This window comes from Paraburkholderia caribensis (genome assembly GCF_002902945.1).
Lineage (GTDB): Bacteria > Pseudomonadota > Gammaproteobacteria > Burkholderiales > Burkholderiaceae > Paraburkholderia > Paraburkholderia caribensis.
This window is the reverse complement of sequence record NZ_CP026102.1, coordinates 511970-534730: the sequence shown is the minus strand read 5'-3', so window position 1 is coordinate 534730 and position 22761 is coordinate 511970. Positions and strand designations below refer to the sequence as shown.

Sequence of the window (22761 nt, the reverse complement as noted above, 5' to 3'; positions counted from 1 at the left end):
AGCATGCCGGTCTCCACCTGTTTCAACACCGCCACGATTCCGTGGCGATCATATTTCAGTACTCATGCTACGTCTAAGCGAAGTCAAACTCCCGCTCGACCATCCCGAGAGCGATCTCGAAGCCGCGATTCGCGCGCGCCTCGCGGATCTCGGCGTGCCGGCAGACGGGCTCATCCGTTACACCGTGTTCCGCCGTGCGCACGACGCACGCAAGCGCTCCGACATCAAGCTGACCTATATCGTCGATGTCGAAGTCAAGGACGAAGCGGCCGCGCTCAAGCGGATGGCGGGCAAGCCGCATTGCGGACCGACCCCGGACATGGCGTACCACTTCGTCGCGAAGGCGCCCGAGCACACGGATTCCTTGCGCCCGGTCGTGATCGGCATGGGGCCGTGCGGCCTGTTCGCCGGGCTGATCCTCGCGCAGATGGGGTTCCGCCCGATCATCCTCGAACGCGGCAAAGCCGTGCGCGAGCGCACCAAGGACACCTTCGGCCTGTGGCGCAAGTCCGTACTGAACCCGGAATCCAATGTGCAGTTCGGCGAAGGCGGGGCTGGAACGTTTTCCGACGGCAAGCTGTACAGCCAGATCAAGGACCCGAACCACTACGGCCGCAAGGTGCTGGAGGAGTTCGTCAAGGCGGGCGCACCGGACGACATCCTTTATCTGAGCCGGCCGCACATCGGCACCTTCCGCCTCGTCAGCATGGTGGAAAAGATGCGCGCCAACATCGAGGAACTGGGCGGCGAAGTGCGCTTCGAAACCCGCGTCGAGGACATCGAAATCGATCAGGGCAAGGTGCGCGCGCTGAAGCTGTCGGACGGCGAAACGCTGCGCTGCGATCACGTGGTGCTGGCCGTGGGCCACAGCGCGCGCGACACCTTCCAGATGCTGCACGATCGCGGCGTTTATATGGAAGCCAAGCCCTTTTCACTGGGGTTTCGCATCGAGCATCCGCAGGGGGTGATCGATCGCAGCCGCTTCGGCAAGTTTGCGGGCCACAAGCAACTCGGCGCGGCCGACTACAAGGTGGTCCATCACTGCAGTAACGGACGGGCGGTCTACAGCTTTTGCATGTGCCCTGGCGGCACGGTGGTCGCGGCGACCTCCGAGCCGGGCCGTGTGGTCACCAACGGCATGAGCCAGTATTCCCGGGCCGAGCGCAACGCGAATGCGGGTATCGTCGTCGGCATCACGCCGGAAGACTATCCCGGCGGTCCGCTGGCCGGCATCGCGTTCCAGCGCAAATGGGAAGAGCGCGCATTCGAACTCGGCGGCGGCGACTACCACGCGCCGGGTCAACTGGTCGGCGATTTCATCGCCGGCCGGCCGTCGACGTCGCTGGGCTCCGTGGTGCCGTCGTACAAGCCGGGCGTGCGCCCGACCGATCTCAGCACTTCGCTGCCGGACTACGTGATCGAAGCCATCCGCGAAGCACTTCCGCAGATGGAAAAGAAGATCGCAGGCTTCGCGATGCACGATGCCGTGCTGACGGGCGTGGAGACGCGCACGTCGTCACCGCTGCGGATTCGACGCAAAGACAATTTCCAGAGCATGAACGTCGAAGGTCTGTATCCGGCTGGCGAAGGCGCGGGGTATGCGGGCGGGATCTATTCGGCGGCCATCGACGGTATCGAAGTCGCGCAAGCGTTGGCACTCAATCTGACGTCGGCGCACACGCCCTGATGGGTCGGACAGGATCGGCCCACCGAGGTTCGTCAGCATGGTGAACCCGGTGGCCGAATCCTCGTGAAAACTCGGGCCGCTGCCCGCGTGCCGGCGGTTTGACAGGCGCGAGACGGGCGGCGGATACTGGGTCGCGCGGTCGCCCGCTCGTGCCCGGCGCCGCGTTCCGGGGGAGCGCCGTGAAGCCAGCTGCCACAGGTTCCGCGTCCGAGTCTGCGTCCGACAGCGCTGCCGCATCGCGCATGACGACCGTCGGCCTGCTCGGCGACCTGACGGCGGGCGCCGTCTCGACGCTCGTCATGCTCTGCTACGCAATGAGCCTGGGCACGCTGATCTTCAGCGCGGACCTCGCCCGTTACGCCGAACTGGGCGTGCCCACCGCGCTGATCAGTTGCATCGTCACGGCGCTGGTGATCGCGCTGACCAGTTCGATGCGCCTGAATATCGCCGGGCCGGACAGCAACGCGACGGCATTTCTCGCGGGCGTGGCGGCAGGCGTCGCGAGCAGCGTGCGTGCCGACGGCGGCTCGACGCAGACCATTCTTCTGACTGTACTGATCGCCATCGCCCTATGTTCGGTGGTGACGGGGATCGTGCTGTACGCGATCGGTTCGTCCAGGCGCAGCCGTTCATTGCAGTTTCTGCCGTATCCCGTGGTCGGCGGATTTCTGGCGGGCACCGGTTACCTGCTGCTGGCGGGCGCATTCCGCGTGCTGACGGGCGAGTCGCCGCAGTGGCACACGCTGCCCCTGCTCACGCATCTGCACTGGCTCGCGTGGATGCCCGCGCTGTTCATCGGCGTGCTCACCACCGTTCTCACGCGCGGGCGGCAGCACATCGCCGCGCTGCCGTTCGTGCTCGCGTGCGGGATCGCGCTGTTCTATCTGTCACTGCACTTCGCCGGACTCTCGTTCGACGATGCCCGCAACATGGGCCTGCTGCTGCCGCATGTGAAGCTGCACTTTTTCCCGGATATGCACATGCCCGCGCCGCTCGCGAATGGCGCGATCGACTGGGCCGCGATCGCGGCGCATCTGCCGGAGACGCTCGTCGTGACATCTGCGTCGGCAATCACGATCCTGATGAACTCGACGGCCATTGGCGCAGCAACAGGCGAGGACGTCGACCTGAACCGCGAAATGCGCGCGGCGGGCCTCGCCAACATCGCGAGCGGGCTGCTGGGCGGGATGGTCGGCTATCAGTCGTACAACCGCTCGATGCTCAATGCGCGTGCCGGCGCGACGAGCCGCATGGCGGGCGTATTCGCGGCGCTCGCGTGCCTGGTTGCACTGATGGCATCGCCCGATCTGGTGGCGCTCTTTCCCGTACCCGTGCTGGTCGGGCTACAGCTTTTCATGGGGCTGCGGCTGTTGATGCAATGGCTGGTCGGTGCCTATGCAAGGCTCAACTGGTACGAGTACGCGCTCGTGCCCGGCATGCTCGCCGTCGTGGCGTTCTATGGGGTCGTGGCAGGCGTGATCGCGGGCGTGATTGCCGCGTGTGTGATGTTCACGCTGCTGTACGGACGCGTGAGCTGCGTGCGCATGGCATTCGATGCAACCACCCGCACCTCGACCGTCGAGCGCAGCATCGAGGACGCCGCGCGTTTGCGCGAACACGGCACGCAGCTATGCGGAATGTGCCTGCAGGGCTTTCTGTTCTTCGGCACCACGAACTCGATTCTGCAACGCGTGCGCGAACGGCTCGAAGCAAACGATGCCGTACCTGTGCGCTATATCGTGCTCGACTTCGCGGCCACCAACGGCATGGATGCGTCGGTATCGATCGCCTTCGTGAAGCTGCGGCAACTGTGCGCGTCATCGGGCGCGGACCTCGTGCTCACCGCGTTGCCCGCGCGCTCACGCAGTCTGCTCGTGAGAACGGGTACGCTGAACCTGCGGATACACGAATTCACCACGCTCGATGCCGGTCTTCAATGGATTGAAGACATGCTGCTCGGATCGGGCTCCACCATGCAACCATCGGGAGAACCGGATTTCCGTGCAACACTCGCTCCGCATTTCACGGCGCCCGCGCTGGAAAGGCTGTGTGAGTGTCTGGAAGTGCGCGATCTCGACGCAGGTCAGCACCTGTTTTCACGCGGCGAGCCGGGCGATGCGCTGTATATCGTCGAGCGCGGACGCGTTGCCGTTTCGCTGCCGCTGCCCGACGGCCGGCTCGTGCGGCTGCGCTCGTTCGGCCCCGGCACGGTCGTCGGCGAAATGGCCGTGTACACACAGACCACGCGAAGCGCCGATGTGATCGCCGAAGCATCGACGCGTGTTCACCGTCTGTCGGTGCCCACGCTGCTCGCGCTCGAACGCGAGGACCCCGTCACCGCACAGCAGTTTCACCGCTTTCTGATCAAGACGATTGCGTCGCGGCTCGCTGTCGCCAATGAAGCGTTGCGGGCGGCGTATTGATTGCGTCAGCCGTTCAGGGCATGTGGGTCACGGTCAACCTTCATGATCGCCGTTGGCGATGCCCAGGAATGCTCGATAAAACGTCGCTGCGCTTGCTGCCGACTCACATCAACCGCGCGTGTCGATCCAGTGACAGGCCCAGCTTCGTGCGTAATCGACCGCGTCGGCCTCGTCGACGAAATAGTCGAGCGAAAAGAATTCGTATTGATTCGGCGAGCGTCGCGCGCCATTGCGCTCGAGCAGCAGATTCGCGGAAAAGAGACCATCGGGCAGGCAATGTGCAGACGGACGTACGGTATAACCCCCGTATTGCTGGGTTGTTGAATTTTGCATGTGTCTTTGATGTTTTGAATTGTATTAGTCACGCATCGAAAGCATGTGCCGCTGAGACGGCAACCAGCATGACAGAGGCGGCTTCGCGCCGTTTGAGATGCGACTGGCAAACGCCAGTGCGAGAGACGTGGAGCGTGAACTTCGGGGAAAAACGAATCGGGGCCGCATTCGGCCCCGCACTGCTACGCCTTAAACCGGCGTGATGTTTGCAGCTTGCACGCCCTTCGGGCCGCGCTTCGTTTCGAAGCTGACCTTCTGGCCTTCAGCGAGGCTCTTGAAACCTTCGCCGCGGATTTCGGAGAAGTGCGCGAACAGGTCGTCGCCGCCGTTATCCGGGGAGATGAAGCCGAAGCCCTTTGCGTCGTTGAACCATTTGACAGTACCGGTATCCATTACGAATCCTTGAAAGAGAAAAAATGAAGAGATTATCGCCCCAGAGCGTGGAGCCAAAGGATCAAGGAGGGAGAGGACAACGAATACCGCCGAGGGACAACGGAACTATTGATGAACAGCAATCGAACTTCTTGAACTGGAAGGCACAGTAACACCTGTGCGCCGCAATTGCAAGATATCAATGAACTGGCCCGGGTTATTTTCGCCCGGCGCCAGTCGACCTCATCGAAACGAGCCGCTCCGCTGAGCCGCCACCCGCCGGACAAGCGCCTCAGGGAAGCCACACGGAGACTGACGACGCGGGGTCAATACAGTTTCCTTGGCGGCATTGCGCGACGAATCTGCTTGCGCAAGCGGGCCACGGCGGCCGCTTTCTTGCGTTTGCGCTCCGTGGTGGGCTTTTCATACGCCGTGCGCGCACGCAACTCCGCGATCAGGCCATTGTTCTGAATGGCACGGCGGAAACGTCGAAGCGCAACTTCGACGGGCTCATTGGGTTTGGGGATGACGGTAGTCAGATCGTTCCTTGAAGTCTTGATTCGATTGATGAAATGGCCGCGCATAGCTCGCGCGTCATCCGATGCAGATAGCAGAGGACACTTTACTGTACACGCGAAATCTCGCGACCGTCTGGTAATTTGCACGGTCTTCGCCGGGAGCGAGACTACGGAAGCCCTGTCGCGTGGACCGGCCGCCGTGAATTCCGATGCGCCGAACGTGAACCCATACAACGGCTTTTGAAACTGAATGCGGCCTTGAGTCCGTCGCCAAGAGCTTCGGCGCCGCGCATCCCCCAGCGTCAAGGCAGTTCGCCCGTGATGCCCCGCATACGGATGACATGATCGCCTGCGGCACTGGAACGGGAAACATAATCGATGCCCGTCTCCCGCACGCCACAAAGCGTCACGCGGCTTTGCGCAAATGCGGGCGCACTGAAAAGCCAGGCTGCGAATGCCACAACCCTGCCGTATTTCATGGAGTCTCGCGGATCGCAACGCATTATTTCGGATGCCGAATTTAATTATCTCCGGATGAATGAATCCGTACTCGTTGCTTTTACGCGGGTTTGGTATCTAAAATATTTATCGGCCATAAATTTTCGATGGTCGGCCGAGCGCTTTGCCGAGCGTGCTTCGCGCCTGTTGCCCCGCCTGAAGTCCCCATAACTAGCCGTGGAACCACGGTTGACGCGTCCGCGACCGCTGTTATCTCATGCGTTTATTCAATGCGGGATTTGCTTCGTCGACAGACCGTCTTCCGAAGCGACGCGTGTCACGGGACTTACGGCTATGGCAAAAATCATCGGCGGGCTTGCCGCATCACATACTCCGACGATCGGCTTCGCGTTCGACAAGAACAAGCGCGACGACCCGGTCTGGGCGCCTATCTTCGAGAATTTCGCGCCGCTGGCCGACTGGCTCGCGGAGAAGCGCCCCGACGTGCTGGTCACGATCTATAACGATCACGTCACCTCGTTCTTCTTCGATCACTATTCGGCGTTCGCGCTAGGCGTCGGCGAGCAGTGGCAGGTCGCGGACGAAGGCGGCGGCGCACGCGATCTGCCCGCCATCAAGGGCCATCCGCAATTCGCTGCGCACATCGGCAAGTCGCTGATGACGGACGAGTTCGACATGTCCTTCTTTCAGAACAAGGCGCTCGATCACGGCTGCTTCTCGCCCCTGTCGATGCTGTGCACGCACAAGCCCGACTGGCCCGTCAAACTCGTTCCTCTGCAGATGGGCGTTCTGCAACTGCCCGTGCCGAGCGCGCGGCGCTTCTACAAGCTCGGTCAGGCGCTGCGCCGCGCAATCGAAAGCTATCCGGAAGACCTGAAGGTCGCGATTCTCGCGACGGGCGGCCTCTCCCATCAGGTGCATGGCGAACGCGCCGGCTTCAATAACACCGAATGGGACCAGCGCTTCCTCGACCTGTTCGAGCGCGACCCCGAGCAACTCGCGAACATGACCATTGCCGAATATGCGGAACTCGGCGGCTACGAAGGCGCGGAAGTCGTCATGTGGCTCACCATGCGCGGCGCGCTGTCGTCGAACGTGGTCTGCAAGCACCGCAGCTACTACCTGCCATCCATGGCGGGCATTGCGACGGCGATTTATGAAGGCGAAGACAGCGAGCCCAATCCCGCCATCGTCGAGCGGCATCGTCAGAAGATGGCGGTCGAACTCACCAACGTCGAGAAGCTGGACGGCACGTATCCGTTCTCGATCGAGATGGCCGTGCGCGCGTACCGCATCAACGACTACCTGCATCGCATGGTCGAGCCCGAGCATCGCGAAGCGTTCAAGCGCGACGAAGAAGCCAGCTTCGAGGCGGCAGGCCTGACCGAACAGGAGCGCGATCTGATCCGCCGGCGCGACTGGCGCGGAATGCTCCACTACGGCGTCATCTTCTTCATGCTGGAAAAGCTCGGCGCCGTCACCGGCGTGTCGAACCTGCACATCTACGCCGCGATGCGTGGCGAAACACTCGAAGCATTTCAGAAGACCCGCAACGCGCCCGGTGCGCTTTATTCGGTAGCCGGCAAGGGTAGCCAAAGCCTTTCGTGGGACAAGTCCGGGGCGCCCAAGCAGTAGACCGCACGCACGCCTGGCCATTGCACTGACAGAGACGCAACGATGATCATCGACATTCACGGTCACTACACCACTGCGCCGAAAGCGCTCGAAACCTGGCGCAACCGCCAGATCGCGGGCATCAAGCATCCCGCCGAGATGCCGCACGCGTCCGAACTGCACATTAGCGACGATGAATTGCGCGAGTCCATCGAAAGCAACCAGCTTCGGCTGATGCGTGAGCGAGGCCTCGATCTGACCATTTTCAGTCCGCGCGCGAGCTTCATGGCGCATCACATTGGCGACTTCGAGGTCTCCAGCACGTGGGCGGCCATCTGCAATGAACTGTGCTTTCGCGTGAGCAAGCTGTTCCCCGACCACTTCATCCCGGCGGCGATGCTGCCGCAAAGTCCGGGCGTCGATGTCAGAACATGCATCCCTGAGCTGGCGAAGTGCGTCGAGCAGTATGGCAATGTCGCCGTCAACCTGAACCCGGACCCGTCGGGTGGTCACTGGACCAGCCCGCCGCTGTCGGACCGGTACTGGTATCCCATCTACGAGAAGATGGTCGAATACGACATCCCGGCGATGATTCACGTCAGCACGAGTTGCAACGCGTGCTTTCACACTACCGGCGCGCACTATCTGAACGCGGATACGAGCGCGTTCATGCAATGCCTCACGTCGGATCTGTTCCATGATTTCCCGACGCTGCGCTTTGTCATCCCACACGGCGGCGGCGCGGCGCCTTATCACTGGGGGCGTTTCCGCGGGCTTGCGCAGGAACTGAAGAAGCCCCTGCTGAAAGACCATCTGCTGAACAACGTGTTCTTCGACACCTGCGTCTATCACCAGCCGGGCATCGACCTGCTGACGCGCGTGATCCCCGTCGAGAACATTCTCTTCGCGAGCGAGATGATTGGCGCCGTACGGGGCATCGACCCTGAAACTGGCTTCAATTACGACGACACGAAGCGCTATGTCGAGGCAGCCGCCATCGACGCGGAAGACCGTTACAAGATCTACGAAGGCAACGCGCGGCGCGTCTATCCGCGTCTGGACGCAGCCCTCAAGGCAAAGGGAGTCTGACTATGTATGAAATGGGCGTTGTCTACCGCAACATCAAACGCGCGGACAAGGAAGTCGCGAGCAAGCTAGGCGCCTTGGGTTCCGCCACTGTTCACGAGGCCATGGGCCGTACGGGTCTGCTCAAGCCGTACATGCGCCCGATCTATCCGCACGCCCAGGCGAGCGGCACAGCCGTCACGGTTCTGCTGCATCCCGGCGACAACTGGATGATGCACGTCGCCGCTGAACAGATTCAACCCGGCGACATCGTCGTGGCGGCCATCACGGCGGACTGCACGGATGGCTACTTTGGCGATCTGCTGGCGACCAGCTTCAAGGCGCGCGGCGCCACGGGTCTCATCATCGATGCAGGCGTGCGCGACGTCAGAGTGCTCGAGGAAATGGGTTTCCCCGTCTGGAGCAAGGCGATTTCCTCGAAAGGCACCATCAAGGCAACCGTGGGCTCGGTCAATATCCCCGTGATCTGCGCGGGCGCACTCGTTGCGCCCGGCGATGTGATCGTCGCGGACTTCGACGGAGTGGTCGCGGTTCCCGCTTCTGCCGCCGCCGCGGTGCTCGACAAGGCGAGTGCGCGCGAAGCACTGGAAGCGGAAAAGCGCGCCAGGCTCGCTTCCGGCGTTCTGGGGCTCGACATGTACAACATGCGAGAACCGCTGAAGCAGGCGGGCCTGCGTTATATCGACTGATCGAGACGGGTATGCCGACTGATACTTCGCGTGATTCATTGACCGTCATATCGTCGATGGCGACGCGTCATGTTTTGACGCAGCTGGCGCAAGCGTACGAGGCTGCGTCCGGGCAGCGCGTTTCGATCGTGTCGGCAGGCGGGGTTGAAGCGGCCCGTCGCATTCAGGAAGGCGAGCGTTTCGATGTGGTCGTTCTCGCATCCGAAGCACTCGACCGGCTGGAGCGCAATGGTCACATCATCGCTGCGAGCCGCGTCGGCGTCGCGCGTTCGGAGGTGGCCGTCGCCGTCAAACACGGGGAGCCGCGTCGGGACCTCAGTTCAGAATCCGCTGTGCGCGATGCCGTGCTGCGCGCCCGGACCATCGGGTATTCGACGGGACCGAGCGGGACGCATATGGTCAATCTGCTTCGTCAATGGGGTATTGCCGACGTCATCGCGGATCGTATCGTCGAGGCGCGGCCCGGCGTGCCCGTCGGCAGTCTCGTTGCACAAGGAACGGTCGAACTCGGTTTCCAGCAGCTCAGCGAACTTGTCCACGAACCCGGCATCGACATAATCGGCATGCTTCCAGCCGCCATCCAGGCTGTCACGGTGTTTTCAGCGGCTATTTGCGCATCGTCGGAACGGCAGGAAGCCGCTAAAGCTTTGCTGAACCATCTCGTTTCGGCGGACGGCAATGAAGTGAAAATCGCGCACGGAATGGCGCCTGTCTGACTGTCATGGCGAACATCGGACGACGCCGATTCGACCGGGACCAGCCGCAGCCCCGACGCAACCCGATCAGGATTATAATAATCCTCTTGATCCGTGGGAGCCGAAGACATGGGACATTCGCAAGCTGACAAGATTGCCACCCATCAACGTATCGTCGATGCCGCTGCCAAACGCTTCCGCGAACAGGGGTTGGACGGCATCAGCATCGCTGACCTGATGAAAGATGCGGGCCTCACTGTAGGCGGTTTTTACCGGCATTTTGCTTCCCGCGACGAGCTCATCGCCGAGGCCTTCGAGCACGCCCTGCGCGACGTCGAGCCCTGGGAAGCGGCGATGGTCACCTCGCCCCGGCAAGCGATGCGCATGTACCTCTCCGATGCGCATCGTGACGAGGTGTCGAATAGTTGTCCCGTTTCAACGCTCGTGAACGATATGAGCCGCAGCACGGACGACGCGCGCGCGGCCTATACGAACCGTGTCAAGCGCATGGCCGAGCTGATCGCAAAAGCCATCCCGACCGAAGACAGCGCGGACAAGCGCGCCGAAGCGCATTTCGTCCTGAGCGCGTGTGTCGGCGCAGTTGCACTGTCGCGCGCCGTAACGGACCCCAAGCTTTCGAAGCAGATTCTCGACGGCGTGTTAAGCCAGATACTCGAACTGCTGTCGCCGAAACGCGCCGCAAAATAGCGGAGATCTGAAGAAGCGGCGAGCATCGCGCAAAGGCGCGCTCGCCGCTTTTCTCATGCTGATCGCCCGCGCTTCACTGCCGCCCGGTCGACTCCGCCCGCGTCGTATCGATGGAGCCGACGGTCACGTCATCACCCCATCCGCCACCGAGCGCGCGAACCAGATTGACAGTCGCCGCCGCCTGAAGACCGGTGAGTTGCACGGCCGTGGTTTGCGACTGAAGCACGGTGCGCTCGGCGTCGATCACATCGAGATAGTTGACGGCGCCTTCCCGATACTGCGTGCGCGAGATCGTTGCAGCCCGCGACGACGCCTGCACGGCCTCATCCTGCGTCTGAACCTGCTGTTCGAGTATCCACAAGTCCGACAGGTTGTCTTCGACCTCCTGAAAAGCCTGCAGCACCTGCTGACGATACTTCGCCACGTCCTCGTCGAACACGGCCCGCGCGTTCGCGAGATTCCCCGCGCGACGGCCTCCGTCGAAAATCGGCACGGTCAGCGCGGTGCCCGCCAGCGGTCCGAGAATGAACGCCCGGCTGGACCATTTGAACAGGTCTGCCAGCGTCGCGGACTCGAATCCCGCTGCGCCCGTTATCGACAGCGCCGGGAAATACGCCGCCTTCGCCACGCCGACTCGCGCATTTGCCGCTGCCATGGCCCGTTCGGCAGCCGCAATATCGGGCCGCCGCTCCAGCAGCGCGGACGGCAAGCCTGGCGGAATGCGAATCTGCACGGGCCGCAACGGGTTCGATGCCATCGAGAATTCGGACGGCGCCTTGCCCAGAAGAACCGCGAGACTGTGCTCGGCCGTCGCCCGTTGTCGCTCCGCCGTCATCGCGTCGGAACGTGCCGTTGCCAGTTCGGCTTTGGCGCGGGCGACATCGAGTTCGGCGATGTCGCCTGCACCGAACTTCGACTGCACGAGTTTCAGCGCCTGCTCGCGAAGCGACACGTTCTGCGCGTAGACCTGCAGTTCCGCGTCCAGCTCGCGGACCTTGAAGTAGTTCGCAGCGACATCCGCCTGCAACGAGAGCTGAACCGAGCGCAGCAGCGCCGCCGATTGTTCGCTCTCCGCGCGGCTCGCCCGCACCGCGTCGGATACCCGTCCGAACAGGTCCACTTCATAACTCGCCGTCGCCTGAGCGCGCCACAAGGTCTGTGCCGGAATGTTCCCACCGTCCGGCTGTAACTGCGAAGCGGGCGAAACCTTTTCCCGGGTGGGTCCAAAGCCTGCGTCGATAGTCGGAAACAGGCCAGCGCGGGTCGCCTGCTGGAGCGCGCGCGCTTCCTGGAGGCGCGCCGCAGCCGCAGCCAGATTCTGGTTGGCGGCGAGCGCCTGTTCTTCCAGATCGTCGAGAGCGGGATCATCGAAAATCACCCACCACTTCCCGCGCGGAATCTGGTCCGACGGTTGCGCGATTTTCCACGCGCCCGCCTGCCCTTGCGTTGCGGCCGTTGCCGTCGTGACGGGCGTTTCCTTGAAAGCCGCGGAGGCAGCCGAAGCCGGCACCTTGTACTCCGGCGCCAGCGAGCAACCGGCCGTCAGAAGGGCCGCGCTCAACAGCGTCAACGAGCTCCAGAGGACAGCCTTCGTTCTATTGTTCGACATGATGATCCTCACGCTTCGACGGAAGCATCGACACCGCGAACGTGCGGGTGATGTCCGTGCTTGTCCACGATGTGCTCTTTCCTGTCGAGCTTTCGCAGAACGACATAGAAGACGGGTGTCAGCAGCAAGCCGAACAGGGTGACGCCCAGCATCCCGAAGAACACCGCAATACCGATCGCGTGACGCATCTCCGAACCCGCGCCGCTCGACACGACCAGCGGCACCACACCCATGATGAACGCGAACGACGTCATCAGGATCGGCCGCAAACGCAGCCGGCTGGCTTCGATCGCGGCCTGCACGATCGAGCGCCCTTCCATCTCCAGTTCCCGGGCAAATTCGACAATCAGGATCGCGTTCTTCGCGGACAACCCGACCAGCACCATGAGGCCGATCTGCGTGAAGATGTTGTTGTCGCCGTGAGTCAACCAGACGCCGAGCAGTGCGGACAGCACGCTCATCGGTACGATCATCAGAATGGCGAGCGGCAACGTGAGGCTTTCATACATCGCGGCCAGCACCATGTAGACGAGCAGAACGCTGATCGGGAACACCCAGAGCGCCGCATTGCCCGCAAGAATCTGCTGATACGTCAGATCGGTCCATTCGAACTTCATGCCTCGCGGCAACGTCTTCGCCGCGACCTTTTCGATGGCGGCCTGGGCCTGCCCCGACGAATAACCCGGCGCGGGACCGCCGTTGATATCCGCCGCCGTATAGCCGTTGTATCGGACCACCGAGTCAGGACCGTAGGTTGGCGTGACTTTCACGAGAGTGGACAACGGCACCATCTCTCCCTTGTCGTTACGCGTCTTCAGCAATCCGATGTCGTCCATGTGCGCGCGGAATGGCGCATCCGCCTGCACGCGCACCTGGTAGACGCGGCCGAACCGGTTGAAGTCATTCACATAGAACGAACCGAGATACACCTGCATCGTGCTGAAAATGTCGTTCACGGAGATGCCCAATTGCTTGGCCTTCACGCGGTCCACAGCGACATTCACTTGCGGCACATTGATCTGGTACGTCGAGAACGCCGGGCCGAGTTCAGGCGTCTTCGCGGCCTCTTTGAGGAACGACTGGGTCGCGTTGTTGAGCGCGGTATAGCCCTGCGCCTGCTGGTCTTCGATCTGAAGCTTGAAGCCGCCCAGCGTGCCCAGACCGAGAACGGGCGGCGGCGGAAACACCGCGACGAACGCCCCCTTGATGCCAGACAGCCGCTTGTTCAGCTCGGCGGCAATGCTCAGTCCGTTCATCGACTTGCCCTTACGCTCTTCGAATGGCGTTTCCCCGAAGAAGATGACAGCCGAACTCGACGAGTTGGTGAAGCCGTTGATCGACAAGCCGGGGAACTGCACGGCCGATTCGACGCCGGGCGTCTTCAACGCGATCTCCCCGACTTCGCGCACCACATCTTCCGTGCGGTCGAGCGACGCGCCGTTGGGCAACTGCACGATAGCGACCAGGTACTGCTTGTCCTGAACGGGAACGAATCCACCCGGCACGACCTTGCTCATCAGCACGGTCAGCCCCAGCAGCACGGCATAGATCGCCAGAATGACGACCTTGCGGTTGACGACCTTCGACACACCGTGGCTATACGACTCGGAGCCGCGATGAAAGACCTTGTTGAACGCGTTGAAGAACGGACCGAACACCCGATCCATCGCGCGCGTGAGCCAGTCCTTCGGGTCGTGATGCCCTTTGAGCAACAGCGCGGAAAGCGCGGGCGAAAGCGTCAGCGAGTTGAATGCGGAAATGACCGTCGAGATCGCAATGGTCATCGCGAACTGCTTGTAGAACTGGCCCGTCAAGCCGTTCATGAAAGCGAGCGGCACGAACACGGCAATCAGCGTCAGGGCAATGGCGATAATCGGCCCGCTCACCTCCTGCATTGCCTGATGGGTCGCTTCCTTCGGCGTCAGGCCCGTAGCGATATTGCGTTCGACGTTCTCGACCACCACGATCGCGTCGTCGACCACGATGCCGATTGCCAGCACCATGCCGAACAGCGACAGCGCATTGATCGAGAAGCCGAATGCGAGCAACAGTGAGAACGTGCCGACAATCGAAACGGGAACGGCGAGCAGCGGGATGATCGACGCCCGCCACGTTTGCAGGAACACGATGACGACCAGCACGACGAGTGCGACGGCTTCCAGCAGCGTATGAATCACCGCGTGGATACTCGAACGCACGAACTGCGTCGGGTCATAGACGATGTCGTACTTCACGCCTTCCGGCATGTCGGCCTGGAGTTGCTTCATCGCATCGCGAACATGCTCCGAGATGTCCAGCGAGTTCGCATTCGGCAGCTCGAAGATAGCCATCGCGACCGCCGACTTGTTGTTCAGCAGCGAGCGGCGCGCATATTCGGACGCGCCCATTTCCACTCGCGCGACGTCCTTGAGGCGCGTCACTGCGCCATCGGCCGATGTCTTCAGGACGATGTCGCGGAATTCGTCTTCGGTCTCGAGTCTGCCCTGCGCATTCACATTCAGTTGCAGCGGTGCATCGGGCGTCGACGGAGACGCACCCACCTGGCCGGCCGCCACCTGAAGGTTCTGGTCGCGGATCGCCGTTACGACATCGTTGGCGGTCATGTTGTGCTCGGCTACTTTCTGCGGATCGAGCCACACGCGCATCGAATAGTCGCCGGAGCCCCACAACGTCACCTGGCCGACGCCGGGAATACGTTCGAGCCGGTCGCGAACGTTGATCAGCGCATAGTTGCGCAGATACGTGCTGTTGTATTTCTCGCTCGGCGAAACAAGGTGGACAACCATCGTGAGCGTCGGCGACGACTTGATCGTCGTGACCCCGAGGCGTTGCACGTCCTCGGGCAAGCGCGGCAGCGCCTGGTTCACACGCGTTTCCACCTGCTGCTGCGCGAGGTCGGGATTCGTGCCGAGCTTGAACGTGATCGTCAAGGTGAGCGTGCCGTCGCTATTCGCCTGCGACTGCATGTACAGCATGTTCTCGACACCGTTGATCTGTTCTTCGAGCGGCGACGCAACCGTTTCGGCAATCACCTTCGGATTGGCGCCGGGATATTGCGCCGTCACCACGACGGACGGAGGCACTACGCCTGGATATTCGGAGATGGGCAGATTCACCATCGAGATCAGCCCCGCCAGCAAGATCATGGCTGACAGCACCGCCGCAAATATCGGGCGTTCGATAAAAAACTTGGAGAGGTTCATGACATTCTCTGGCTAGGCATGAAGGGCCATGCGCAATGTGCGCACTCAGGAAGCCCTTGTCGTGGAGGCGGTGTCGCCCGACATTTGCACCGGGTTGGGCTTGACGGGATCGCCCGGGCGAACGCGTTGTATGCCGTTCACGACGACACGGTCTCCCGGCTGCAGGCCGCCCGTGATGACGCGCAAACCCTGGTGCTGGTCGCCCAGCTTGACTTCGCGGTATCGGACCCGGTTCTCCGCGTCCACCAGCAGCACGAACTTCTTGTCCTGGTCGGTCTGGATGGCTGCGTCGCTGACCAGCACTGCCTGATGCGGCACACCGCCGCCAACGCGGGCCCGCACGTAAAGGCCGGGGACCAGCACGCCATCCTCGTTGCCGAAACGCGCGCGCACGCGAATCGTCCCGGAACTGGTGTCGAGCCGGTTGTCCACGGAATCGATCACGCCCTGCCGCGAATAGCCCGTCTCGTTAGCGAGACCCACGGAGACAGGCACCGTCACTTTCGAGTCGCGACTGAGAAAGCGCAGGTACGTCTGCTCGTCGACATCGAATGACGCATAGATGGGCGACGTCGACACCAGCGTGGTCAGCACGGGCGCATTGGCCCCCGGCGAAACGATGTTGCCTACCGTCAATTCCGCACGGGATACGCGTCCCGACACGGGCGCCGTGATGGCGGTGTAGCCGAGATTGATCTGCGCCGCTTCGAGCGCGGCCCTGGCCGCCTTCACGGCGGCCAGGGCTTCCCGATTTGCGTTCTGCGCCTGGTCGTAGTCGCGTTTGGCAATGGCGTTGTCCGTCAGCAGCCTTTGCGCGCGAGCCCAGTCGGCCGCCGCATAACCATTGCGCGACTCCGCCGAAGCGAGTTGCGCGGCCGCGCGGTCGACCTCCGCCTGATACGGGCGCGGGTCGATCGTAACGAGCAGGTCGCCCTTTTTGACCGTCGCGCCGTCGTGGAAGTGGACGGCGACGATCGTTCCGGACACGAGCGGCCGGATCTCCACGTTGTTGATGGCCTCGATGCGGCCCGAGTAGGCCTGATAGTCGGTGATGGTCTGCGAGACCACGGGCGCGACATCCACGTCCGCAGCCGGCGGCGCCGCAGCGGCGGCAGCGTCGCTCAGGGGCGCGCTGCCGCGCACGTGATATGTCGCCGCAGTACCCGCGACGATGACCAGCAAGACCGCGCTGGCGGCAACCAGCCTACGCTTTGACGGCATTTTCAAACTCCATTTTTCTGGTTACATGAATCAGGAACGCTTCGGCGCAGTGCCAAGTTCTTTACTGAAGAAGGCGGCAACGTCAGCGATGACTTCCTGTCGTGACGCCAGTTCGTAGTGCGCGACGCCGCGGTAGCGTGTCACCGTGGTGGGCACGCCCGCTGCGATCAGCCCGGCGGCGTACCGCTCGGCCTCCACGTGCATCAGGTCGTTCGCCGCGCTTGCGATGAATGCAGCAGGCAGCCCCGCCAGACGCAGCGATTCGATCGGCGCGGCGTAGGGATGAAGCCTCAGAGACGCCAACGGCAGATAGGCCCGATATCCGGACGCGCATTCCTCTGCGCACATATCTAGTGTTATTTCATCATCCAGATCAGGAAAGCGCGTCATGCTCGGATCGAGCAGCGGCGCAACCAGCGCCTGGGCGCAAAAACGGAAAGAGGCCCGATCGCGGACCATTGCCGCGAGACCTGTCGCCAGATTGCCGCCCGCGTCGTGCCCGGCAACAGCCATTCGCTTCGCGTCGGCATGAAGTGCGCGCGCATGGGTGACGAGCCACTGTGCAGCGAGGAATCCGTCGTGGAGCGCAGTGGGAAACGGAAAGGCCGGCGCCAGCGAGTAACCCACTGAAACGACCAGCGCATGCGCCTGACGCGCAATCTGCGAGCACGTCGGATCGGACTGCTCGGGCGTTCCTTTAACGAATCCGCCGCCGTGAAAGAAAAATATGACAGGCAACGCGTCGCGCCTGCCTGGAGGACGATAGGTACGCAACCGGATGGCCTGTGCGTGGCCTTCCAGATCCACGTTCTGAATTTCGATCGCCTGTTCGACATTGATTGACATAGCCTGCAGGCCTGCGCCTTCCGGGATGTTTCGATGCATGCCATTCTGTCCGAAGACGAAAAACAGATAAATGGTTATAATCCAGAACACTATTCACGGCAGCCGAAGAATCACAGCTATCCGCAGCCCTGCCGCGTCCGAAAGCAAGTTGCAGCTGATTTGTGTGAGGTAAGGGAATATGGACAAGCTCCTGGCGATGAAGGTCTTCACCAAGGTCGTCGAGATGAACAGCTTCGCCCGCGCAGCGGACGCTCTGGACATTCCGCGTGCGTCGGCCACCACCATCATCAAGAATCTGGAAGCGAATCTGCACACGCGCCTGATGCAGCGAACCACGCGCCGCCTGAATCTGACGCCAGAAGGCGCGGGATACTACGAACGCTGCGTGCGGGTGCTCGCCGACATCGACGAGATCGAGGACAGCCTCGCCAACGTCGTCAAAGGTCCTCGGGGCAAACTCAGAGTGGACATGCCCGGTTCGCTGGGACGCCTGATCGTGATGCCACGCCTTGAAGAATTTCGCGAGCGGTATCCGCACGTCGAGTTGATGCTGGGTTTCGGCGACCGGCACGTGGACCTGATTCAGGAAGGAGTCGACTGTGCGCTGCGCGTCGGCAATCTGGACGATTCGACGCTGGTCGCACGGCGGCTCGGCGCCTTGTCGACCATCACTGCCGCCAGTCCGGCCTATCTCGCCCGCTACGGCGAGCCTTGCTCACTCGAAGAACTGGAGCAACACGTCGCGGTGCACTATTTTTCCAGCCGTACGGGTCGAACCCTCGGCTTGAACTTCGATGTGAACGGCGAAAGCCGCGATATGAAAATGAATGGCGGCCTCGCCGTCAACGATGCGGACGCTTACGTGATGTGCGGCGTCAACGGCGCGGGCATCATTCAGGCGCCCTCGTTCATGCTTGCATCGCACATCGAAGCGGGGGAGCTCAAAGAAATACTCGCGCCGTGGAAAGTCCGCTCCATGCCGTTGTCTGCCGTCTATCCGCACAACCGGCATCTCGCTCCGAAGGTCCGGGTGTTCGTCGAATGGGTGGCGGAAATCTGCGCCCAGTCCCCGCTTGCATTCGCGCGTAACCGTCCACCGGTTGACGGGACCCGCGACGTCCGTGTGGTCGCAAGCCAATCGCCGCGCCTCGCCGACACGGTCGATTCCGATGAAATGGACATGGCAGTCAGCACCTGATCGCCGCTATCCATGAACTCAATCGCGACGACTTTTCACTCAATCCGAACCCAGATGTCGGCACGCGCATCTTTTTCGCTCGGGTGTCGCTTCATACACTTGCGCTCACGCTGTGGGCAATGGTGTCCGTCCATCTCCAACCTCACTACTTCACGATGAAATCGACAGTTCAAGCGCTCGCCATCGCGGCAATCTTCGCCACCCCGCTGTCTACATTTGCGCAGGCGAGTCAACCGCTCGATCAACCGCCGGTACGCACGGCGCCAGTCGTTACGGACCGGGGCAGCCCCTCGCCACTGAGCCTTAGCACGCCGGGTCATTCAGCAGCCGTGGACGAAGCGGGCTTCGGCGGAGACCCGAACGGCACGTCGCAAACGGGTGGGAGTGGCGATACAACGGTTAGCTCCTATTCGCCTCCCATTCGTATCGTGCGTTAAGACTCGTCCGAGGTGCGCGCGAGAGTCGCGCGCACTCCGGAAACCGCGTGACTGTCCGCCGCCCGGCATTCGCGGCCCAGCGCTTATCCCGCCAGCGGTTCAACCTCGCGCGCGCGCCCGGCACTGCCCTCCTCCTTCGCGCGCCGCAGCGACGGCGCGGACGACATCAGCAGCCGCGTGTACGCATGACGTGGCGCGACGAAGAGCCGCTGTGCATCACCCGCTTCGACAACGCGTCCGTCCTTGAACACGAGCACACGATCGCTGACATGCCGGATCACGTCGAGATCGTGCGAAATGAACAGCAGGGACAAGCCCAGTTCCGCCTGCAACGTGCCGAGCAGATCGAGCACCTGCGCCTGCACGTACACATCGAGCGCCGACACGGGCTCGTCGCAAACGATCAGCGCCGGCTGCGGAGCAAGCGCGCGAGCAATCGCCACGCGCTGCCGCTGTCCGCCCGACAGCGAGAGCGGCCGCCGTTCGAGATAACGCGCATCCAGCCCGACCTGCTCCAGCAGTTCGACAGCGCGATCCCGCACTTGCTGCGCGCCCAGGCCCGCCGTCGACAGCGCTTCCTCCAGCAGTTGCCGCACGCAGTAGCGTGGATCGAACGAACTGAGCGGGTCTTGCGGAATGTACTGCAGCTTCGAGCGCAGCGCGCGGCGCGCCGGTTCGCGCGCGCCCTCGCCGTTCCAGTGCGCGCCGAGAAAGCGCACCTGGCCCGCCGACGGCGTCGCGAGTCCCAACACGAGCTTCGCGCAGGTGCTCTTGCCCGAACCCGATTCGCCGACGATGCCGACCACTTCGCCGCGCTGCACGTCGAACGACACGTCGTCGAGCGCGACGAAATCGCCCGCGTCCGCTGCACCGCCCGCCGTCCCGTAGCGCGCACCGCGCCGCCCATAGCGCTTGCCCAGCGCTTCGACCTGCAACAGCGTCTCGCGCGCCGTGCTTTGCCGTGGCGGCAACGGGTCGCGCACGATCAGCGACGCAGCATCGGCACGCCCCTGCGACGCGCTGTGCGCGCCCGCGTCGAAACGCGCCGACGTCAGCCGCTGCCCGCGCGAATGCGCGGCCGGCTGCGCGGCGATCAGCCGGCGCGTGTAGGCATGCGCGGGATTCGTCAACACGTCGTGCGTCGCCCCGCTTTCGACGACCTCGCCGCGATGCATGACCAGCACGCGGTCCGCCACCTCCGCCACGACGGCCAGATCGTGCGAGACCAGCAACATGCCGACGCCCTCGCGCAGGCGCGCGGCGAGCACGTCGAGAATCTGGGCCTGCACGGTCACGTCGAGCGCGGTGGTCGGCTCGTCGGCGATCACCAGTGCGGGGCCCGCAACGATCGCCGACGCGATCAACGCCCGTTGCCGCAAGCCACCCGACAGCTCGTGCGCATACTGCTGGGCGCGGCGCTCCGGCTCGGGCATGCCGACGTCGCGCATCGTCTCGTGCACGCGCGCCCGGCGTGCCTTGCGCGAGCCGGACGGCGAGTGCAAGGCAAGCGTCTCTTCGATCTCGGCGCCGACCGTGCGCAACGGATCGAGCGACACCAGCGCATCTTGCATCACGAGGCCCGCGAAGCCGCCGCGCGCACGCCGCGCCAGTCGCGTTCGCGGAACTGCAATGCGTGTCGTCCGTCGATCACGAACTGCCGCGCGGCGATTCGGGCGCCGTGGCCGGCAAGGCCGATCAGGCTGCGTGCCGTCAAGCTCTTCCCCGAGCCCGACTCGCCGACCAGCGCCACGCATTCGCCCGCGCGAATCGTCAGATCGACGCCGCGCACCAGCGGCTGGCCGTCGTTCGCATCGGCAAAACCGATCTCGAGTCCGCGCACGTCGACGAGCGTGCGCGCGGTGGAGAAATCGTGCTTCATCGCGCTTTGACTCCATAGACGCGGGACAGATGTTTGCCGATCACGGAAAACGCCACCACCGTCAGCGTGATCGCCATGCCGGGAAACACGCTCGGCCACCACGCGACGCGCAGCACGTCGCGGCCTTCGGCGAGCATCACGCCCCATTCGGGCGTCGGCGGCTGCGGGCCGAGACCGAGGAAGCTGAGACCGGAGACGGCGATGATCGCGCTGCCGATATCGATGGTCGCGATGACGGGCACGGCCGCCAGCACGTTCGGCAGGATGTGGCGCAGAAACACCTGGCGGCGAGACAGGCCCCACACGACGGCATGCGTCACGTAATCGGCGCGGCGCACCACCAGCGTCTGCGCACGCAGCACGCGGCCGAACTTGGGAATGCCCGCAATGCCGACGGCCACCGCGATGTTGACGATGCCCTGACCGAGAAAGGTCACGACGAACAGCGACAGCAGAACGGGAGGAAAGGCCGACAGCACGTCGAACACGCGCGACGCGCTCTCGTCGACGGCGCGCCGCCCGAGCCCCGCCGTCATGCCGACCACGAGACCGATCAGCAGACTGACGATCATGCTGGCGAGCCCGATCAGCAGTGAATAGCGGGCGCCATACACGACGCGCGCAAACACGTCGCGGCCGATGCGGTCGGTCCCGAACCAGTGATCGAGGCTGGGCGCCTGCATCGCGTGCGCGACATCGCTGACGAGCGGATCGTAAGGCGTGACGACGTGCGGAAAGGCCATCGCCAAAGCGAGCGCGACGAGAAACGCCGCCGACACCAGCACGGCTGCCGGCAGCCGCGCCGCAAGCCGTGACTGCCGCTGCAATGCGACGGCGACAGATGAGAGATCGCTCATGATGTGCGCAGCCTCGGATCGATGAACAGATACAGCACGTCGAGCAGCGTCGAGATCGCGACATGCACGAAGGCGGCCAGCAGCACGACGGCGAGCACGACGGGCACGTCCTGCGACGTCACCGCCGTCAGCGTCACGCTGCCTACGCCGGGACGGCCGAACATCTTCTCGGTGATCACGGCGCCGCCCAGCAGCCCGCCGATCAGCCAGCCGCCCAGCGTGACGACGGGCAACAACGCATGCCGCAACACATGCCGCGTGCGCAGCGCGAAGCCGGATACGCCGCGCGCTCGCACCGTCGTCACGAAGGGCCGTTCGAAGACGGACTCCAGCGCCTCGCGCATGACCTGCGACAGCACGCCTGCCGTCGGCAGCGCGAGCGTGACGGCGGGCAGCACGAGCGAGCGCCAGCCGGCCGCGCCCGACACCGGAAACAGCCGCCAGTGAAACGAGAACGCGATCAGCAGCAACAGCCCGAGCCAGAACACGGGCGACGACGTGAACAGCAGTTCCAGCGCCGACGCGAGGCGGCTTGCCCACGCGCCGCGTCCCGCCGCGACACCCGCCGTCGAGGTCGCGACGACTAGCGCAAGCACGATGGCGAGCACGCCCGCCGCGCACGCGAGCTGGATGGTCGGCCACAACTGGCTGCCGAGCACGGCGAGCACCGGCTGCTGCATGACGAACGACGTGCCGAGATCGCCGCGCGCGAGACGCAGCAGGAACTCTCCGTATTGCCACGGCAGACTGTGATCGAGGCCCCACTGCGCGGCGATCGCCTCGCGCAGGCCCGGATACGCGAGGTCGCCCGCCAGCACGTCCTCGATCCGGCCCGGCAGCGCATGGATCGCGAGGAAGGCCGTGGTCGCCGCAAGCCACATCACCAGTACGCCCGTCAACACGCGCGTGACGATCTGCTTCAGCACA

Annotated in this window: 20 protein-coding genes; 9 read left to right on the top strand and 11 right to left on the bottom strand. The window is 63.4% G+C overall.

The window, feature by feature from the left end; translation table 11 throughout:
- Nucleotides 1-64: 64 nt before the first annotated feature.
- Together C2L66_RS18825 and C2L66_RS18820 are read left to right on the top strand one after the other, a co-directional pair.
- Nucleotides 65-1687 carry an NAD(P)/FAD-dependent oxidoreductase gene (locus C2L66_RS18825; protein WP_060603838.1) on the top strand — a complete coding sequence of 541 codons (1623 nt, stop codon included), beginning with the start codon at nucleotides 65-67 and terminating at the stop codon, nucleotides 1685-1687.
- Nucleotides 1688-1866: 179 nt separating this feature from the next.
- Entirely contained in the window at nucleotides 1867-4110 is a 2244-nt protein-coding gene (locus tag C2L66_RS18820; RefSeq protein WP_409372623.1) for a SulP family inorganic anion transporter, read from the top strand.
- Nucleotides 4111-4218: 108 nt separating this feature from the next.
- On the opposite strand, the gene C2L66_RS18815 is transcribed toward C2L66_RS18820, so the two are convergent.
- The 3 genes from C2L66_RS18815 to rpsU form a co-directional block, all read right to left on the bottom strand.
- Nucleotides 4219-4443: a hypothetical protein gene (locus C2L66_RS18815; RefSeq protein WP_036000560.1), complete on the bottom strand. Its 225-nt coding sequence runs from the start codon at nucleotides 4441-4443 to the stop codon at nucleotides 4219-4221.
- A gap of 189 nt (nucleotides 4444-4632) precedes the next feature.
- Entirely contained in the window at nucleotides 4633-4836 is a 204-nt protein-coding gene (locus C2L66_RS18810; protein ID WP_036000558.1) for a cold-shock protein, read from the bottom strand.
- A gap of 305 nt (nucleotides 4837-5141) precedes the next feature.
- Nucleotides 5142-5354, bottom strand: a complete 213-nt coding sequence (rpsU, locus tag C2L66_RS18805) for a 30S ribosomal protein S21 (protein ID WP_054932747.1) — start codon at nucleotides 5352-5354, stop codon at nucleotides 5142-5144.
- Nucleotides 5355-5711: 357 nt separating this feature from the next.
- Here rpsU and C2L66_RS40700 point away from each other — a divergent pair, with 357 nt between their 5' ends.
- The 6 genes from C2L66_RS40700 to C2L66_RS18775 all read left to right on the top strand — a co-directional run bounded on the left by C2L66_RS40700 (nucleotide 5712) and on the right by C2L66_RS18775 (nucleotide 10584).
- Nucleotides 5712-6002, top strand: a complete 291-nt coding sequence (locus tag C2L66_RS40700) for a hypothetical protein (protein WP_158512168.1) — start codon at nucleotides 5712-5714, stop codon at nucleotides 6000-6002.
- A 123-nt stretch (nucleotides 6003-6125) separates the two neighbouring features.
- Nucleotides 6126-7427 carry a gallate dioxygenase gene (locus tag C2L66_RS18795; RefSeq protein ID WP_060603844.1) on the top strand — a complete coding sequence of 434 codons (1302 nt, stop codon included), beginning with the start codon at nucleotides 6126-6128 and terminating at the stop codon, nucleotides 7425-7427.
- 42 nt (nucleotides 7428-7469) lie between these two features.
- Nucleotides 7470-8495, top strand: a complete 1026-nt coding sequence (locus C2L66_RS18790) for an amidohydrolase family protein (protein ID WP_060603847.1) — start codon at nucleotides 7470-7472, stop codon at nucleotides 8493-8495.
- A 2-nt stretch (nucleotides 8496-8497) separates the two neighbouring features.
- Entirely contained in the window at nucleotides 8498-9181 is a 684-nt protein-coding gene (gene ligK, locus C2L66_RS18785) for a 4-carboxy-4-hydroxy-2-oxoadipate aldolase/oxaloacetate decarboxylase (protein WP_060603851.1), read from the top strand.
- An 11-nt stretch (nucleotides 9182-9192) separates the two neighbouring features.
- Nucleotides 9193-9897 (top strand): substrate-binding domain-containing protein, encoded by a 705-nt coding sequence (locus C2L66_RS18780; protein ID WP_060603853.1) that lies wholly within the window; start codon nucleotides 9193-9195, stop codon nucleotides 9895-9897.
- 189 nt (nucleotides 9898-10086) lie between these two features.
- Nucleotides 10087-10584: a TetR/AcrR family transcriptional regulator gene (locus tag C2L66_RS18775; protein ID WP_233445005.1), complete on the top strand. Its 498-nt coding sequence runs from the start codon at nucleotides 10087-10089 to the stop codon at nucleotides 10582-10584.
- A 73-nt stretch (nucleotides 10585-10657) separates the two neighbouring features.
- Here the strand turns inward: C2L66_RS18775 and C2L66_RS18770 are convergent, their stop codons facing one another.
- Genes C2L66_RS18770 through C2L66_RS18755 form a run of 4 tightly spaced genes read right to left on the bottom strand, consistent with a single transcriptional unit; the run spans nucleotide 10658 to nucleotide 17463 of the window.
- Nucleotides 10658-12193, bottom strand: a complete 1536-nt coding sequence (locus tag C2L66_RS18770) for an efflux transporter outer membrane subunit (protein ID WP_060606925.1) — start codon at nucleotides 12191-12193, stop codon at nucleotides 10658-10660.
- 8 nt (nucleotides 12194-12201) lie between these two features.
- Complete coding sequence (locus C2L66_RS18765) at nucleotides 12202-15396, bottom strand: efflux RND transporter permease subunit (protein WP_054932742.1); 3195 nt, start codon at nucleotides 15394-15396, stop codon at nucleotides 12202-12204.
- A gap of 45 nt (nucleotides 15397-15441) precedes the next feature.
- Nucleotides 15442-16617: an efflux RND transporter periplasmic adaptor subunit gene (locus C2L66_RS18760; RefSeq protein ID WP_054932743.1), complete on the bottom strand. Its 1176-nt coding sequence runs from the start codon at nucleotides 16615-16617 to the stop codon at nucleotides 15442-15444.
- A gap of 30 nt (nucleotides 16618-16647) precedes the next feature.
- On the bottom strand, nucleotides 16648-17463 hold the full coding sequence (locus C2L66_RS18755) for an alpha/beta hydrolase (RefSeq protein WP_060606928.1): 816 nt from the start codon (nucleotides 17461-17463) through the stop codon (nucleotides 16648-16650).
- 178 nt (nucleotides 17464-17641) lie between these two features.
- On the opposite strand from C2L66_RS18755, the gene C2L66_RS18750 reads away from it, so the two are divergent.
- Nucleotides 17642-18661 (top strand): LysR family transcriptional regulator, encoded by a 1020-nt coding sequence (locus tag C2L66_RS18750; protein WP_054932744.1) that lies wholly within the window; start codon nucleotides 17642-17644, stop codon nucleotides 18659-18661.
- 520 nt (nucleotides 18662-19181) lie between these two features.
- Here the strand turns inward: C2L66_RS18750 and C2L66_RS41690 are convergent.
- The 4 genes from C2L66_RS41690 to C2L66_RS18730 are packed head-to-tail and all read right to left on the bottom strand — an operon-like array spanning nucleotide 19182 to nucleotide 22760.
- Nucleotides 19182-20669 carry an ATP-binding cassette domain-containing protein gene (locus C2L66_RS41690; RefSeq protein WP_250636842.1) on the bottom strand — a complete coding sequence of 496 codons (1488 nt, stop codon included), beginning with the start codon at nucleotides 20667-20669 and terminating at the stop codon, nucleotides 19182-19184.
- Nucleotides 20669-20977 (bottom strand): ATP-binding cassette domain-containing protein, encoded by a 309-nt coding sequence (locus C2L66_RS42285; protein WP_269465719.1) that lies wholly within the window; start codon nucleotides 20975-20977, stop codon nucleotides 20669-20671. Before C2L66_RS42285 ends, C2L66_RS41690 begins: the two co-directional genes overlap by 1 nt.
- Nucleotides 20974-21834 (bottom strand): ABC transporter permease, encoded by an 861-nt coding sequence (locus tag C2L66_RS18735; protein ID WP_060603856.1) that lies wholly within the window; start codon nucleotides 21832-21834, stop codon nucleotides 20974-20976. The genes C2L66_RS42285 and C2L66_RS18735 overlap by 4 nt, the downstream gene beginning before the upstream one ends.
- Nucleotides 21831-22760: an ABC transporter permease gene (locus C2L66_RS18730; protein ID WP_054932751.1), complete on the bottom strand. Its 930-nt coding sequence runs from the start codon at nucleotides 22758-22760 to the stop codon at nucleotides 21831-21833. Before C2L66_RS18730 ends, C2L66_RS18735 begins: the two co-directional genes overlap by 4 nt.
- Nucleotide 22761: the final 1 nt, after the last annotated feature.